The sequence below is a fragment of the Alkalispirillum mobile genome (genome assembly GCF_003664325.1).
GTDB classification, from domain to species: domain Bacteria; phylum Pseudomonadota; class Gammaproteobacteria; order Nitrococcales; family Halorhodospiraceae; genus Alkalilimnicola; species Alkalilimnicola mobilis.
This window is the reverse complement of record NZ_RCDA01000004.1, coordinates 75744-91332: the sequence shown is the minus strand read 5'-3', so window position 1 is coordinate 91332 and position 15589 is coordinate 75744. Positions and strand designations below refer to the sequence as shown.

The 15589-nt window shown below is 67.4% G+C and carries 12 protein-coding genes; 10 read left to right on the top strand and 2 right to left on the bottom strand.

All coding sequences use genetic code 11. The annotated features are described in order from the left end of the window. The first annotated feature begins 14 nt into the window (after window positions 1–14). From DFR31_RS11665 to DFR31_RS11620, 10 genes are all read left to right on the top strand, one after another. Window positions 15–599: a type IV pilus inner membrane component PilO gene (locus DFR31_RS11665; protein WP_121442868.1), complete on the top strand. Its 585-nt coding sequence runs from the start codon at window positions 15–17 to the stop codon at window positions 597–599. A 2-nt stretch (window positions 600–601) separates the two neighbouring features. Then, window positions 602–1150 (top strand): pilus assembly protein PilP, encoded by a 549-nt coding sequence (locus tag DFR31_RS11660; RefSeq protein WP_121442867.1) that lies wholly within the window; start codon window positions 602–604, stop codon window positions 1148–1150. Between the two features lie 35 nt (window positions 1151–1185). Further along, window positions 1186–3279 (top strand): type IV pilus secretin PilQ, encoded by a 2094-nt coding sequence (locus DFR31_RS11655; RefSeq protein ID WP_121442866.1) that lies wholly within the window; start codon window positions 1186–1188, stop codon window positions 3277–3279. Between the two features lie 100 nt (window positions 3280–3379). Next, window positions 3380–3919 (top strand): shikimate kinase AroK, encoded by a 540-nt coding sequence (aroK, locus tag DFR31_RS11650; RefSeq protein ID WP_121442865.1) that lies wholly within the window; start codon window positions 3380–3382, stop codon window positions 3917–3919. Then, the gene (gene aroB / locus DFR31_RS11645; protein ID WP_121442864.1) at window positions 3916–5010 is read left to right on the top strand and encodes a 3-dehydroquinate synthase; all 1095 of its coding nucleotides are present in this window, start codon (window positions 3916–3918) and stop codon (window positions 5008–5010) included. The genes aroK and aroB overlap by 4 nt, the downstream gene beginning before the upstream one ends. A gap of 285 nt (window positions 5011–5295) precedes the next feature. Beyond that, window positions 5296–9771, top strand: coding sequence for a glutamate synthase large subunit (gene gltB, locus DFR31_RS11640; protein WP_245971180.1), 4476 nt, complete (start codon window positions 5296–5298; stop codon window positions 9769–9771). 58 nt (window positions 9772–9829) lie between these two features. Then, window positions 9830–11239 carry a glutamate synthase subunit beta gene (locus DFR31_RS11635; protein ID WP_121442863.1) on the top strand — a complete coding sequence of 470 codons (1410 nt, stop codon included), beginning with the start codon at window positions 9830–9832 and terminating at the stop codon, window positions 11237–11239. Between the two features lie 283 nt (window positions 11240–11522). Then, a complete protein-coding gene (gene hemE, locus DFR31_RS11630) occupies window positions 11523–12620 on the top strand; it encodes a uroporphyrinogen decarboxylase (RefSeq protein ID WP_121442862.1) in 1098 nt (365 codons plus the stop codon). After that, window positions 12580–13086: an NUDIX domain-containing protein gene (locus tag DFR31_RS11625; RefSeq protein WP_121442861.1), complete on the top strand. Its 507-nt coding sequence runs from the start codon at window positions 12580–12582 to the stop codon at window positions 13084–13086. Before hemE ends, DFR31_RS11625 begins: the two co-directional genes overlap by 41 nt. 40 nt (window positions 13087–13126) lie before the next feature. Next, window positions 13127–13591 (top strand): tellurite resistance TerB family protein, encoded by a 465-nt coding sequence (locus DFR31_RS11620; RefSeq protein WP_121442860.1) that lies wholly within the window; start codon window positions 13127–13129, stop codon window positions 13589–13591. A 4-nt stretch (window positions 13592–13595) separates the two neighbouring features. On the opposite strand, the gene DFR31_RS11615 is transcribed toward DFR31_RS11620, so the two are convergent. Then, the gene (locus DFR31_RS11615) at window positions 13596–14165 is read right to left on the bottom strand and encodes a TIGR02444 family protein (RefSeq protein ID WP_121442859.1); all 570 of its coding nucleotides are present in this window, start codon (window positions 14163–14165) and stop codon (window positions 13596–13598) included. A gap of 63 nt (window positions 14166–14228) precedes the next feature. Then, window positions 14229–15581: an RNA-guided endonuclease IscB gene (iscB, locus tag DFR31_RS11610; protein WP_121442858.1), complete on the bottom strand. Its 1353-nt coding sequence runs from the start codon at window positions 15579–15581 to the stop codon at window positions 14229–14231. Window positions 15582–15589 lie beyond the last annotated feature (8 nt).

Genomic DNA, 15589 nt, shown 5'->3' with positions numbered 1-15589 from the left:
AGGGAGGACGCCCAATGAAGCTTGACGAACTCCGTGACCTGGACCCGAATAACCCCGGCGCCTGGCCGGGCGGGGTACGGGCAGCGGCCATTGCCCTGGTCTTCGTACTGGCAGTGGCCGGGGGCTGGCACTTTGGCTGGTCCGGAAAAATGGCTGAGCTGGAGCGGGCCGAGGCACGCGAACCGGAACTGCTCAGCCAGTTGGAGCTCAAGAAACACCGCGCCGCCAACCTGGACGCGTATCGGCAGCAGAAAGAGCAGATCGAAACCGAGCTGGTGGAGATGCTGGGCCGCCTGCCCAGTGACGTGGCGCAACCGAGCCTCGTTGAGGACATCTCACTGCAGGCGTCGGAGGCGGGGCTCGAGATCTCCTCGTACAACACCCGCAGCCCCAGCGAGCGAGAATTCTACGCGGAACTGCCCGTCGACATGCGGGTGATCGGCACCTACCAGCAGATCGGCGAGTTCGTCAGCGGCGTGGCCAACATGGACCGGATTGTCACCCTGCACAACCTGACCATCGAACCGCGGGACGGGGGCAGCCAGCTGGCCATGAACATGACCGCCAGGACCTACTGGTACCTGGAGCCGGAGGACTAGGCATGCAGAGAAGGAACTGGCATCAGAGCCCCACGCTACGACTGAGCTGGCCCACCCTGGCACTCACCGCGTTTTTTGTCGCCGGCTGCAGCCAGGACATGACCGACCTGGAGCGCAAGATCGCCGAGCCTGTTGAAGAGCAGGAGATCGATCCGATCCCGACATTCGACGAGCCGGATACCGTGCGCTTCCCCCAGGTTCTGCCCCGCGATCCATTCCGTCCGCTGGGCTTCGGCCCCGAGCGTGACGAGGAACAGGAAATGGAACCGGCCAAGATCGACCCGGACCGACCGCGAGAGCCGCTGGAACAGTTCCAGCGGGACAGCCTCCGCTTCGTCGGGACGCTCGGTCGGGGCGATAAGCGCCACGCCATGATCCAGGACCCGGAACAGCAGGTTCATCTGGTAACGACCGGCAACTATCTGGGGCGCGCATCGGGGCGTATCGTCGAGATTTCGCCCGAACGCATCGTGCTCGCAGAGAAGGTCAGAGATCGCCACGGGGACATCGTTGAACGTCCGGCCGAGATCAACCTGCAGTCCGCCGACTGACGCAGCAGCCCGGGATTTCAGAGGGAGAAAAGAAGATGTTTGGCAAAGCCATTTCAGGACGAAGCGGCACCGCGGTGGCCCGATCCCGCGGCCTGGCCGTCAAGGCATTGGCGGCTGCATTGCTGGCGTGGGCGTTCCTGCCAACCACCGGCTGGGCCGATACGCTCAGTTTGACAGACATGGAATACACCACTGCGCCGGGTAACCGGGTCAAGCTGATTCTTACCCTGGACGGCGAACCCGCCGAGCCGGGCAGCTTTACCATCAGCGACCCCGCCCGCCTGGTCGTGGACCTGCGCGACACCCGGAACCGCCTCTCGGATCGCCGGATGGAGGTGGACACCGGCAACGTGCGCCGGGTGACCACCACCGAGTCGGGTGACCGCACCCGCGTGGCGGTACAACTGAGCCGCCAGGTAGATCACGACGTCCGCGTGGAGGGTAACCAGATCTTCATCGCCCTGGAGGGCGGCGTAAGCGACGCGGCCCGGATTGGTCGCGATCAAGATCCCCGCGAACGCACCGCGACCAGCCGGATAGATGACATCGATTTCCGGCGCACCGAGGATGAGGGCGGGCGCATCGTCGTGTCCCTGAGTGACGGCCGCGTGCCCGTTAACATGGACGAGCGCTCTGACCGGGTAGTGCTGGAGTTCCCGGGCACCGAGGTACCGGAAGAGTTGCTCCGCCGCCTGGACGTGACCGACTTCGCCACCCCCGTAAACCAGATCGAGACGCGGCAGCGCGAGGACCGGGTGCGCATGACGATCACCGCCACCGGGCCATTCCGCACTGCCGGCTTCCAGACCGGCAACAGCTTCACCCTGGACATTGACCCGCGCGTGGAAGAGGACGAACTGGAGGACGAACCCACGTACACGGGGGATCCGATCAACCTGGACTTTCAGGACGTGGAGGTACGGCGAGTCCTGCAGATTCTGGCGGACTTTGACGACAAGAACGCGGTCATCAGCGACAGCGTGGACGGCCGCATCACCCTGCGGCTGGTCGAAGTCCCGTGGGATCAGGCCATGGAGATCATCCTGGAATCCCGAGGGCTCGATGTGCGCGAAAGAGGCAATGTGCTCACTTTCGCCCCCACAGAGGAACTTGCCTCCCGAGACCGGGCGCGTGCGGAGGCCCAGAGGTCGGTCGAGGAGGTCACGCCGCTCACCTCCGAGTTCATTCAGGTCAATTACGCGAAGGCATCGGACATCGCCGCCATGCTTCGCAGCGATGCCACCAGCCTACTGTCCGAGCGCGGCCAGGTCAGCGTGGATGAGCGAACCAACCTGCTGATCGTGCAGGACATGGAGCGCAATATCGATGATATCCGTCGATTGGTTGAGCGGCTGGATATCCCGGTGCAGCAGGTGCTCATCGAATCGCGAATCGTGATCGCCGACGATGACTTCGCAAAGGACTTGGGCGTGCGCTTCGGAGCCAGCGCCCGATCGGGTAGCGATGGCGTCGATCGGGACAGCGGCACCGGCATTCAGGCTGGAGGAAGCGCCGACACGGATGCAGGGCTCGATGACTTCATGGTGGATATGCCCGCCACCGGAGCGACCGGCTCCGTAGGCCTGGCTATCGGCCGCGTAGGGAGCCGTCTGCTGCAACTGGAACTCTCCGCGATGGAATCCGAAGGTCGGGGTGAGATCATCTCCAGCCCGCGGGTCATCACCGCGAATCAGCGTGAGGCCAACATTCGCACGGGTGAGGAGATCCCCTACCAGACCGTTTCCGATGCCGGCACCGAGACCGAGTTCAAGGAGGCAGTACTGGGCTTGACGGTGACCCCTCAGATCACCCCTGACGAGCGGGTCGTACTCGACCTCGACGTCAGCCAGGACTCCCGAGGCGAGAACACCCCGGATGGCCCTGCGATCAACACCCAATCCGTCACAACGCAGGTACTCGTGGACAACGGGGAAACCGTCGTGCTGGGGGGCGTCTATGAGCGCTTTTCCCGGGACCAGGTCCGCCGGGTTCCCTTTTTCGGCAACCTGCCCGGTGTCGGCTGGATGTTCCGGAACCGAGAAACCCAGGACGAACACTCGGAGCTGCTGATCTTCGTCACCCCGCGGATCCTGGACGAGTCGCTGAACGCCCGGAACGCCGGGCAATAGGCCGACCCGCTCGGACCCGTTATTCAGCCAGGGGCCGGCACCGCCGGCCCCTGGCTTTTCTGGTATCGTGTCCCCCTGAAACAGGGAGCTCGCGAGTACCATGAACCATCCGCCCCGCATCTACCTCATTGGTCCCATGGGAGCCGGCAAGAGCACGGTCGGACGCCGGCTGGCGGACGCGCTCGGCCTGCCCTTTGAGGACAGCGACAGCTACATCGTCGCTCGCACCGGCGTGGACATTCCCACTATCTTCGAGATCGAGGGCGAAGCGGGCTTCCGCAAGCGAGAGCATGACGCCATCCGCGCCCTCACCGGGCGAGAGGAGTTGGTGCTGGCCACCGGGGGCGGCGCGGTGACCACCCCCGCCAACCGCGACCTGCTCGGTGCCCGCGGCATCGTCGTTTACCTTTACACCCCCGTAGAGACCCAACTCGCCCGCACCGGCAAGGACCGCAACCGCCCGCTGCTGCAGACAGACGACCCGCGCGCCCGGCTGGAAGCCTTGATGGGCGAGCGCGACCCCCTCTACCGCCAGATCGCCGACATCGTCGTGGACACCCGAGGCGGCACCGTCAGGTCGGTAGCCCGCCAGATCCTCAAGGCGCTGGAGACGCCCGCGGGCCAGGAGCTACAACCATGAGCGATACCACTACCCTGCACGTAGACCTGGGCAGTCGCAGCTACCCCATTCATATCGGCACCGGGCTGCTGGACAAGTCCCCGCTTTTCACCGACCACCTGCCCGCGCGGCGGGTGCTGGTGGTCACCAACGAGACCGTGGCCCCCCACTACCTGGACCGCGTCCTGGACAGTCTGGGCGACCGCGAGGCCCACAGCGTCGTGCTGCCGGATGGCGAGCGCTTCAAGAGCCTGGAGACGGCCATGCGGGTCTATGACAGCCTCATCGAGCACCGCTTCGACCGCGGCTCCGCCATCGTGGCACTGGGCGGCGGCGTGATCGGCGACCTGGCCGGGTTCGTGGCGGCCACCTGGCAGCGCGGCGTTCGCTACCTGCAGGTGCCCACCACCCTGCTGGCGCAGGTGGACTCCTCGGTGGGCGGCAAGACCGCGGTGAACCACCCCGGCGGCAAGAACATGATCGGGGCCTTCCATCAGCCCCGCTGCGTGGTCGCCGACATGGACACCCTGGACACCCTCCCCGACCGGGAGCTGCGGGCCGGCCTGGCCGAGGTCATCAAGTACGGGCTGATCCGCGATGCCGGCTTCCTCGACTGGCTGGAGGCAAATATGGCGGCCCTGCTGGCCCGGGACAAACCCGCCCTGGCCGAGGCCGTGCAACGCTCCTGCCGGCACAAGGCCGCCGTGGTGGCCGAGGATGAACTGGAGGCCGGCCAACGCGCCCTGCTTAACCTGGGCCACACCTTCGGCCACGCCATCGAGACCCACACCGGCTATGGGGCGTGGCTGCACGGCGAGGCGGTGGCCGCGGGCATGGTCATGGCCGGCTGGATGTCCATGCACCAGGGCTGGCTCAGCGAGGCCGATTTCCAACGCCTGGAGCGGCTGCTTTCCGCCGCCGGGCTCCCGGTAGCACCACCGGAGATGACCGGGCAACGCTTCCGCGAGCTGATGGCGGTGGATAAAAAGGTGCAGGACGGTCGCCTGCGCCTGGTGCTGCTGCGCGCCCTGGGCGACGCCGTGGTCACCGACGCCTTTGATCCGGCCGCACTCCAGGCCACCCTCGCCCACTACTGCGCCCACGCAGACTGAATCCGGCCTTTCGCGGGTGCCGACCTCCCTGGCACCCGCGCCCCCTCCCTGCCCCGTAAAAATTCGCCGAACCCCGGTTTGAACTGCTTGGCAAATCCATTGCATCGCGATATATTGGCCGACCGTTTTTTGAAAGGCACTCGATGATGCGCTGCAACAACGAGCCCTACTTCTAAAAACACCCCCTCAAGGCGCGGCCGGAATACCGGCGCAGCCGCCGCCTATACTGCAGACACGGCAGTACTCACGGCATCCCTAGCCCATACACCGCACCAGAGGTCTCCCGTGAAAGACGAGAACCTGAGCGCACCGACGACCCTCTACCGTCCGGAATTCGAGAAAGACAACTGCGGCTTCGGCCTGATCGCGCACATGGACGGCAAACCCAGCCACTGGCTGGTGGACACCGCCATCAAGGCACTGGCCCGCCTGACCCACCGGGGCGCCATCGCCGCCGACGGCAAGAGCGGTGATGGCTGCGGCCTGCTCATCACCAAACCGGACAGCTTCCTGCGCGCCGTCGCCCAGGAGGCAGGCATCCGGTTGAACGAGCAGTACGCCGTGGGCTGCGTATTCCTCAGCCGCGACGACGACGCCGCCAAGCGCGCCCGCGAGGCGATGGAAGCCGCCCTGCAGGCGCAGGGCTTGGCGCCGGCGGGCTGGCGCGAGGTCCCGGTGGACACCGAGGCCTGCGGCGAAGAGGCACTGGCCTCCCTGCCGCGTATTGAGCAGGTGTTCGTCAACGCCCGCACTGAGATGGACGAACAGGCGCTGGAGCGGCAACTGTTCATTGCTCGCCGCCAGGCCGAGAAAGCCCTGGCCGACGAACCGGACTTCTACGTCCCCAGCCTCTCGGCCCGGGTGCTCTCCTACAAGGGGCTGGTGCTCCCGGAGAACCTCCCGGCCTTCTACCGCGACCTGCAGGACGAGCGCCTGGCCAGCTCCATGGCCGTGTTCCACCAGCGCTTCTCGACCAATACTCTGCCCCAGTGGCGCCTGGCCCAGCCCTTCCGCTACCTGGCCCACAACGGCGAGATCAACACCATCCAGGGCAACCGCAACTGGGCCAACGCCCGCTCCCACGTCTTCGAGACGGACCTGCTGGACATGGCCACGGTACGCCCGCTGGTCAATACCGACGGCTCCGACTCCTCCAGCCTGGACAACATGCTGGACGTGATGCTCAACGGCGGCATGGACATCTTCCGCGCCATGCGCCTGCTGGTGCCGCCGGCCTGGCAGAACGTGGACAGCATGGACCCGGACCTGCGCGCCTTCTACGAGTACAACTCCATGCACTTCGAGCCCTGGGACGGGCCCGCCGGCATTGTGCTCACCGACGGCCGCCACGCGGCCTGCGTGCTGGACCGCAACGGCCTGCGCCCGGCCCGCTGGGTGATCACCGACGACCGCCATATCACCCTGGCCTCCGAGGTGGGCGTGTGGGATTACGCCCCCGAGCAGGTCGTGGCCAAGGGCCGACTGAAGCCCGGCGAAATGCTGGCCGCCGACACCGAGACCGGGGACCTGCTGGAGCCGGCTGACATCGACCAGCGGGTAAAGAGCAGCCAGCCTTACAAGCAGTGGCTGAAAAAGCACATGCGGGAGCTGGGCTCCAACCTGCCCAATGGCACCGCACCCCGGCGCCCGTCCCTCGATGACCGCGAGCTGGGTATTTACCAGAAGCTGTTCAACGTCAACTTCGAGGAGCGCGACCACATCCTCAAGGCGCTGGCGGAGAACGGCCAGGAGGCCGTGGGCTCCATGGGCGATGACACGCCGCTTCCGGTGCTCTCGCGCAAGGTCCGCTCGCCCTACGACTATTTCCGCCAGCAATTCGCGCAGGTCACCAACCCGGCCATCGACCCGCTGCGCGAGCGCATTGTCATGTCGCTGGAGACCTGCATCGGGCGGGAGTGCAACCTCTTCCACGAGCAAGAGGACTACGCCAAGCGACTGACCATGGACTCGCCGGTGCTCTCCGACGAAAAGTTCAGCGCGCTGCTGGCCGAGGGGGACACAGACCCCGACTACCGCCACGTGCGGATCGACCTCAACTACGACGCGGAGCAGGGCCTGGAGGCAGCGATCCGGGCGGTGTGTGACCAGGCCGAGCAGGCGGTACGCGACGGCACGGTGCTGGTCGTGCTCTCCGACCGCCAGGTGGCGAAGGGGCGCTTGCCCATCCACGCGGCACTGGCCACCGGCGCTGTCCACCACCGGCTGGTCAGCCAGGGGCTGCGCTGCGACGCCAACATCGTGGTGGAGACGGGTACCGCCCGCGACCCGCACCATTTCGCCGTGCTGATCGGCTACGGCGCGACCGTGGTGTACCCCTACCTGGCCTATGACTGCGTGGCCCAGATGGCGCGCAGCCGCCGGATCAACAACCAGAACCTGGCCGAGCTGCTGCGCAACTTCCGCAAGGGCATCAACAAGGGCCTGTACAAGATCTGCTCGAAGATGGGCATATCCACCATCGCCTCCTATCGCGGTGCGCAGCTGTTCGAGGCGGTGGGCCTGCACCAGGACGTGGTGGACCTGTGCTTCACCGGCACCACCTGCCGCATCCAGGGCACCCACTTCGAGGACCTGGAGGCGGACCAACAGGCACTGGCCGCCAAGGCCTGGCGCCCCTCGCAGCCCATCGACCAGGGCGGGCTGCTCAAGTACATCCATGGCGGGGAGTACCACGCCTACAACCCGGACATCGTCGCCTGGCTGCAGCGCGCGGTGGAGTCGGGCCGTTACGAGGATTACCAGCACTACGCCCAGCTGGTAAACGACCGACCGGCCGCCGTGCTGCGCGACCTGTTCAAGGTCAAGGAGGCTGCCAAGCCGCTGCCGCTGGACGCCGTGGAGCCCGAAGAGGCCATCCTGCCGCGCTTCGACTCCGCCGGCATGTCCCTGGGCGCGCTGTCACCGGAGGCCCACGAGTCGCTGGCCATGGCCATGAACCGGCTGGGCGGGCGCTCCAACTCGGGCGAGGGGGGCGAGGACGAAGAACGTTACGGCACCGACCGGGTGTCCAAGATCAAGCAGATCGCCTCCGGCCGCTTCGGCGTCACCCCGCACTACCTGGTGAACGCCGAGGTGCTGCAGATCAAGGTGGCCCAGGGCGCCAAGCCCGGCGAGGGCGGCCAGTTGCCCGGCCACAAGGTCAACGAGATGATCGCCCGCCTGCGCTACTCCAAGCCGGGCGTGGCGCTGATCTCGCCGCCGCCACACCACGATATCTACTCCATCGAGGACCTGGCGCAGCTGATCTTCGATCTCAAGCAGGTCAACCCCGAGGCGCTGGTCTCGGTGAAGCTGGTCGCCGAGGCCGGGGTGGGCACCGTGGCCGCGGGGGTGGCGAAGGCGTACGCCGACCTCATCACCATCGCCGGCTACGACGGTGGCACCGGCGCCAGCCCCGTCACCTCGGTGAAGTACGCCGGCGGTCCGTGGGAGCTGGGCCTGAGCGAGACGCACCAGACCCTCCGCCAGAACAACCTGCGCGACAAGGTGCGGCTGCAGACCGACGGCGGCCTGAAGAGCGGGCTGGACGTCATCAAGGGCGCCATCCTCGGGGCCGAGAGCTTCGGCTTCGGCACCGCGCCGATGGTCGCCATGGGCTGCAAGTACCTGCGCATCTGCCACCTGAACAACTGCGCCACTGGCGTGGCCACCCAGGAGAAGGTGCTGCGCCTGAAACACTTCGTCGGCACTCCCGAGAAGGTGATGAACTTCTTCAAGTTCGTCGCCCGCGAAACCCGGGAGTGGATGGCCCGTCTGGGCGTCCGCCGGCTGGAGGACCTCATCGGCCGGACCGACCTGCTGGAGATCCTGCCCGGCGAGACCCCGCGCCAGCAGCGCCTGGACCTGCGCCCGATCCTCTCCGACTGGGGCCTGGCCAAGGACAAGCCCCAGTTCTGCATGAGCGAGCGCAATGTGCCCTACGACAAGGGCGAGCTGGCCGAGCAGATGGTGCAGGACGCCCTGCCGGCCATCGAGTCGAAATCGGGTGGCACCTTCGAATACGCGGTCAAGAACAACAACCGGTCCATCGGCGCACGGCTCTCCGGCGAGATCGCCCGCCGCCATGGCAACCAGGGCATGGCGGACCGGCCCATCACCGTGAAGCTGAACGGGTCGGTGGGGCAGAGCTTCGGTGTCTGGAACGCCGGCGGTCTGCACCTGGACCTGGAGGGTGATGCGAACGACTACGTGGGCAAGGGCATGGCCGGCGGCCAGCTGAGCATCCGCCCCCCCGCCGGCAGTCGCTTCGACACCCGCGATACGCCGATCATGGGCAACACCTGCCTGTACGGTGCCACCGGCGGCAAGCTGTTCGCCGCCGGCCTGGCCGGCGAGCGTTTCGCGGTGCGCAACTCCGGCGCCACCGCGGTGGTGGAGGGCATCGGCGACCACGGCTGCGAGTACATGACCGGCGGCGTGGTCTGCGTGCTGGGTGAGACCGGGCTCAACTTCGGCGCCGGCATGACCGGCGGCATCGCCTTCGTGCTGGACCACGACAACCGGTTTGTCGACCGCTACAACCACGAGCTGATCGACATCAACCGGCTGGTCGCCGAGAACCGGCAGGCCCATCGCGAGTACCTGCGCCGGCTGCTCAGCGAGTACGTGGAAGCCACCAACAGCGCCTGGGGCACCGAGGTGCTGGAGAACTTCCGCGACTACGTGAATCGGTTCTGGCTGGTGAAACCCAAGGCCGCCGACATCAACACTGTCCTGGACACCCTGCGCCAGGCAGCCTGATTGCGCCCACGCCCCCGGGCATTCGCCGCCCGGGGGCCGCGAAAACGGATCACGAGCTATGTCCAACGTCTTTCAGTTTCTCGACGTCCCGCGGCAGGACCCGGACAAGGAGCGCCCTGAAGTCCGATCCCGCCAGTTCAAGGAGATCTACCGCCAGTTCGACCCGGAGGTCGCTGCCGCCCAGTCCGCGCGCTGCCTGGACTGCGGCAACCCCTGGTGTGAGTGGAAGTGCCCGGTGCACAACTACATCCCGCACTGGCTGCGCCTGGTCTCCGAGGGCAACCTGTTCGAGGCGGCGGAGCTCTCGCACAAGACCAACTCGCTGCCCGAGGTCTGCGGGCGGGTCTGCCCCCAGGACCGGCTGTGCGAGGGGGCCTGCACCCTCAACGACGGCTTCGGGGCGGTAACCATCGGCTCGGTGGAGAAGTACATCACCGACGAGGCCGTCAAGCAGGGCTGGCGCCCGGACATGTCGGGCGTGGAGCCCACCGGGAAGAAGGTGGCCATCGTCGGCGCCGGGCCGGCCGGGCTGGGCTGCGCCGACATCCTGGCGCGCAACGGCGTGCAGCCGGTGGTCTTCGACAAGTACCCGGAGATCGGCGGCCTGCTCACCTTCGGCATCCCCCCCTTCAAGCTGGAGAAGGAGGTCATCCGCACCCGCCGCGAGATCATGGAGGGCATGGGGGTGGAATTCCGGCTGAACACCGAGATCGGCAAGGACATCGAGTTCCAGCAGCTGGTGGACGACTACGACGCGGTCTTCCTCGGCATGGGTACCTACACCTACATGCGCGGCGGCTTCCCCGGCGAGGACCTGCCCGGCGTCTACGAGGCCCTGCCCTTCCTGGTCTCCAACATCAACCGCCTGATGGGCTTCCAGCAGCAAGCCGGCGACTACATCGACATGAAGGGCAAGCGCGTGGTGGTGCTGGGTGGTGGGGACACCGCCATGGACTGCAACCGCACCTCGATCCGACAGGGCGCCACCTCTGTCACCTGCGCCTATCGCCGTGACGAGGCCAACATGCCCGGCTCCCGGCGGGAGGTGGCCAACGCCAAGGAGGAGGGCGTGGAGTTCCTCTGGAACCGCCAGCCGGTGGAGATCGTGGGCGACGACCGGGTGGAAGGCGTCAAGGTGGTCCGCACCCAGCTGGGCGCCCCGGACGAGCGCGGCCGGCGGCGCCCGGAGCCGGTGCCCGGCTCCGAAGAGGTCATTCCCGCCGACCGCGTGCTCATCGCCTTCGGCTTCCGGCCCAGCCCGGCACCCTGGTTCGAGCAATTCGGCATCAGCACCGATGAACGGGACCGGGTGACCATCGCCAAGGGCGGGCGCAGGCCGTGGGGCCAGACCAGCAACGAGAAGGTCTTCTCCGGCGGTGACATGGTGCGCGGCTCCGACCTGGTGGTCACCGCCGTCTTCGAGGGCCGCCAGGCCGCCGAGGGAATCCTCGACTACCTGGAGGTCTGACCGCCCGACACCGCGGTTCGGACCCGCGTTCCCGGCACTGCGCGCGCGGGGCTGTCCCCACCGCCACTGCGGGGTACGGGGTTACTCCGCCATCACTGCGAGGCGGCGAAGCCCGCGTGGCAGTTGCCCCCGTCGCTGCGAGCCCCGTAGGGGCGTGGCAGTCCATGCCGGCGTGTGGATCGCCGCGGGCCTTCGGCCCTCGCGATGACGGGGAGGGCGCGCGTCCACACACCCGGGCTCGAGATGGTATCCTTGCGCCACATCCCCCAATGGGAGTTCCCAGGTGTCCGAACTCAAAAACGACAGACTGCTCCGAGCGCTGCAGCGCCAGCCGGTGGATCGCACCCCGGTCTGGATGATGCGTCAGGCCGGCCGCTACTTGCCGGAGTACCGGGAGTTGCGCGCCCAGGCAGGCAGCTTCATGAAACTGGCCGGCACGCCGGACCTGGCCTGCGAGGTGACCCTCCAGCCGCTGCGCCGCTTTCCGCTGGATGCGGCCATTCTGTTCTCGGACATCCTGACCATCCCCGACGCCATGGGGCTGGGGCTTCGCTTCCTCCCCGGCGAGGGGCCGGTGTTCGATCACCCGGTGCGCAGCGCGGCCGACATCGACCACCTCCCGGTGCCGGACCCGTGCGATGAATTGCGCTACGTCACCGACGCGGTCAGCCTGATCCGCCGCGAACTGAACGGCGACGTCCCGCTGATCGGCTTCGCCGGCAGCCCCTGGACCGTGGCGACCTACATGATCGAGGGCGGTAGCTCCAAGGATTACCGCCGCTGCAAGGCCATGCTCTACGACGAGCCCGAGCTGCTGCACCGGCTACTGGACAAGGTCACCCAGGCCACCACCGCCTACCTGAACGCCCAGATCGCCGCCGGGGCGCAGGCCGTCATGGTATTCGACTCCTGGGGTGGCGCCCTGGCCCACGACGCCTACCGGCTGTTCTCCCTGGCCTACATGGAGCGGATTGTCCGCGACCTCACCCGCGAAGCAGACGGCCGGCATGTCCCCGTGGTGCTGTTCACCAAGGGCGGCGGGCAATGGCTGGAGGCCATGGCCGCCACCGGCTGCGACGGCCTCGGGCTGGACTGGACCACCGACCTTGGCCAGGCCCGGGCGCGGGTGGGCGACCGCGTGGCGCTGCAGGGCAACCTGGATCCCTGCGTACTCTACGCCTCGCCGGATACCATCCGCAGCGAGGTGGCCCGGGTGCTGGCGAGCTACGGCAGCGGCCCCGGCCACGTCTTCAACCTCGGTCACGGCATCCACCCGGCGATCCCGCCGGAGCATGCCGGCGCCATGATCGAGGCCGTCCACCAATTCAGCCCGCAATACCATGAGCAGCAGGCGGAGGCGTCCAGCCTCACCCAGGGCTAGGAAGCCCCGGGTCCGCACCCTCTCCGCCGGCGTCATCGTGCTCCGCCGGGAGCACGGTGCCTGGCGGGCGCTCATGCTGCGCGCCTGGCAGTACTGGGACTTCCCGAAGGGCAAGGTGGAGTCGGGAGAGACCCCCTTCGAGGGCGCCCTGCGCGAGGTGGAGGAGGAGACCGGCATCACCACCCTGGACTTCGCCTGGGGCCTGGGCTTCACCGAGACCGGCCCCTACGCCCGAGGCAAGGTGGCGCGCTACTACATCGCCGTCACCGAAACCAAGCGGGTGGTCCTGGGCATCAACCCGGAACTGGGTCGCCCGGAACACCACGAGTACCGCTGGCTACCGCTGGAGAAAGCGCGGGCACTGGCCGCCCCCCGCGTCTGCCGGGTCATCGACTGGGCGGAGAAGGTCCTGGCCCACGGCCAGACGCCGCCGGTGGAGGACGCGGACGCTGAACGCCGCCGCTGATTCCCGGTCTCACTGATAGATCCACCCGTCCGGAGGCGCCATGCTCGAGGCGATCAAGCGCTACTTCAATGGTCACATCGCGCCGGCCGCCGCGCCGGAGAACCCGGATGAGCACGCCGTACACCTGGCCGCCGCCGCCCTGCTACTGGAAATGGCCCGGATGGATGGGGGGCTGCAGCCGGTACAGCGCGAGGCGGCCGAGCGGGCAGTGCGCGATAAGCTGGACCTGACTGCAGAGGAAAGCCGCGACCTGATCGCGCTGGCCGACGCCGAGCTGGCCGAGGCCATGGACTACTTCCAGTTCACGTCGCTGATCAAGGACCACTTCGACTACGGCCAGCGGGTACGGCTGATCGAATACCTGTGGCAGGTGGCGCTGGCCGACGCCCGCCTGCACCACGACGAGGAGCACCTGGTCCGCCGGGTCGCCGAACTGATCTACGTCCGGCACGCCGACTTCATCAACGCCCGGCTGCGCGCAGAGCAACAACCGCGGCCCGACTGACCCGTCAGCCGGCCAGCGCACCGTTGTCCGGCCAGACCAGGCGCATCGGCGCCACGAACTCGTCCCGCGACACCTCCGGAAAGGCCTCCGCAAAGATCTCACATAGGGTCTCACGGGCGTGCTCGTCCAGCCGCGGGCACTTGCGACGGACCACCAGCGCGGCGTTCACCACCGCATCCTGCCAGCGCACCGCGTCCACCGGCATGCCCTGCGGGTAGTCGGCCAGGAACAGCCGCTGTTCGATCCGCTCCGCCTCTAGCTCCCGTCCCAGCAGGTCCCGACGCAGCGCCTCCGTGGACTCTTCCAGCCCCCGGGGCGGGTGCTTCTTCAGATGCCGACGCAGGGCGCGCAGCGGCTCGATGACCTCCCGGTCCCACTCCTGGGCCCGGCGAATGGCGGCCTCCATCTCGGTGGCTCCCAGCCGGCCCCAGCCCTCGCGACCGAACCACATAGCCGCCAGCAGCAGGCTCACCGACAGGCCGTAGCGGGCCTGCAGGCGCAGGCAGGCGGGCTCCACCCCGGGTTGGCGGTAGAAGCGAATGGAGAATTCCCATAGATCGTCAGCTTGGCTCATCAGTTTGCGCGGGAGACCCCGCCGTTCAGGGCGGGGAGGGATAGCGCATCGTGCGGAGCACGATCACGCCGCCCGTTCCCGTTCCTCCATTGGTTTGGGTTTTGCGGTGTAGCCATAGCCATCGGCCCGCTGCGTGAGCACGCAATGGCGGTGGCTGATGCCTTGCACGACGCCTTTTGGCGTCTGGATGTTGAAGCTGCCGCTGACCCGGACGGCCAAGCGTCCCGTGTGCGTGCCGACCTTCCGCCCGGTCGGCACCACCGCCCGGACATGATCGCCGGTCTGGAAACCACGGACCTGCTTGGCTCGCATCAGGTGCCCACGGGGGAACCCGTACCGGTCGAGGCGAGTGCGCTGGTAACTGCCGCGCCCCGATGCCTTGATCGCCAGTACGGGGCAATTCCATCCCACGACAGATTCCACTGTGCCGACGCAGGCGGCATCGAGTGCATGGCCCTTCGGGATACCCAGACGCTGGCGGTTCCACTTGGTCCGCCCGCCGGTTCCAGCCGCCACCGGCAGGCCCGTGGCCTTGAGGGCATGGAACAGCGCCCATCGGGTGCTGTTCACTGCCGAGGCATCCCGAAGGCTCGGGCGCTTGCCAGCTTCGATCCGCTCGGCGTTCGCCTTACGGGTTCGATCCAGCATTGAGCGCTGACCCAGCGCCTCGGCCCATTCGCCGGCCGTGCGGTTGCCTTTGGCCTGGTTGCAGCAGCGACAGGCGATCACGAGGTTGCCCACCCGATCACTTCCGCCACGGCGGCGAGGATGTACATGCTCGACTTCCAGCACCGGGTCCCCCGATCGCCCGGCGCAGTAGGCGCATTGGTGCTGGTGGCGGTGCAGCAGATATTCCCTGACCTCAAAACCCTGAAGGGTGCCCTGTTGGTACTCCACGCCGCTGACCCCTGGGTTTTCCATCTTCTGCGTATCAAAACGCACTAATTCCTGGCTGACCGCCGTGACCGGCGCCCAGCGCCGCAGCCGTTTCACCCACGCTATGGTGGTACCAAGGCGATGTTGCAGGCTCGGCGCCAGCCACCCGGCTGGCCGGGTCCGGTTGTCGAAGCGGGGGGCGCGGTGACGCAACTGGCTTCGACGCCGCCGACGAAACGCCCGACGCTGCGCCAGCCGGTCTCGAATGGCGTGCCCCCGGTGGGCAATCTCACCCAGCCAGAGGACGTGTTCGGTACCGTCAGCCCCTTCCCGCACCAGCGCCATGCCCGTGATCCGGCTGCCGGGGTCAATCTTGATGCGCGTCGGCTGGGTGTCACCGCCCACCCGATCCTTGAGACGGATTGTGAACGGGTGAACCCGCACCACCACCGCCCGGCCACGGTCGAGCAACAACCTGGCCCGCTTTTCCGAACACGGCATCAGCGGTCGCTTTCGTTTGTCCAGCACCAGTACGGCCATGCCATACC

What these genes read in the sequence shown, in the direction of transcription:
- DFR31_RS11665 (WP_121442868.1), top strand. Translation starts at nt 15, where the DNA reads ATGAAGCTTGACGAACTCCGTGACCTGGACCCGAATAACCCCGGCGCC.
- DFR31_RS11660 (WP_121442867.1), top strand. Translation starts at nt 602, where the DNA reads ATGCAGAGAAGGAACTGGCATCAGAGCCCCACGCTACGACTGAGCTGG.
- DFR31_RS11655 (WP_121442866.1), top strand. Translation starts at nt 1,186, where the DNA reads ATGTTTGGCAAAGCCATTTCAGGACGAAGCGGCACCGCGGTGGCCCGA.
- aroK (WP_121442865.1), top strand. Translation starts at nt 3,380, where the DNA reads ATGAACCATCCGCCCCGCATCTACCTCATTGGTCCCATGGGAGCCGGC.
- aroB (WP_121442864.1), top strand. Translation starts at nt 3,916, where the DNA reads ATGAGCGATACCACTACCCTGCACGTAGACCTGGGCAGTCGCAGCTAC.
- DFR31_RS11635 (WP_121442863.1), top strand. Translation starts at nt 9,830, where the DNA reads ATGTCCAACGTCTTTCAGTTTCTCGACGTCCCGCGGCAGGACCCGGAC.
- DFR31_RS11625 (WP_121442861.1), top strand. Translation starts at nt 12,580, where the DNA reads ATGAGCAGCAGGCGGAGGCGTCCAGCCTCACCCAGGGCTAGGAAGCCC.
- DFR31_RS11620 (WP_121442860.1), top strand. Translation starts at nt 13,127, where the DNA reads ATGCTCGAGGCGATCAAGCGCTACTTCAATGGTCACATCGCGCCGGCC.
- DFR31_RS11615 (WP_121442859.1), bottom strand. Translation starts at nt 14,165, where the DNA reads ATGAGCCAAGCTGACGATCTATGGGAATTCTCCATTCGCTTCTACCGC.
- iscB (WP_121442858.1), bottom strand. Translation starts at nt 15,581, where the DNA reads ATGGCCGTACTGGTGCTGGACAAACGAAAGCGACCGCTGATGCCGTGT.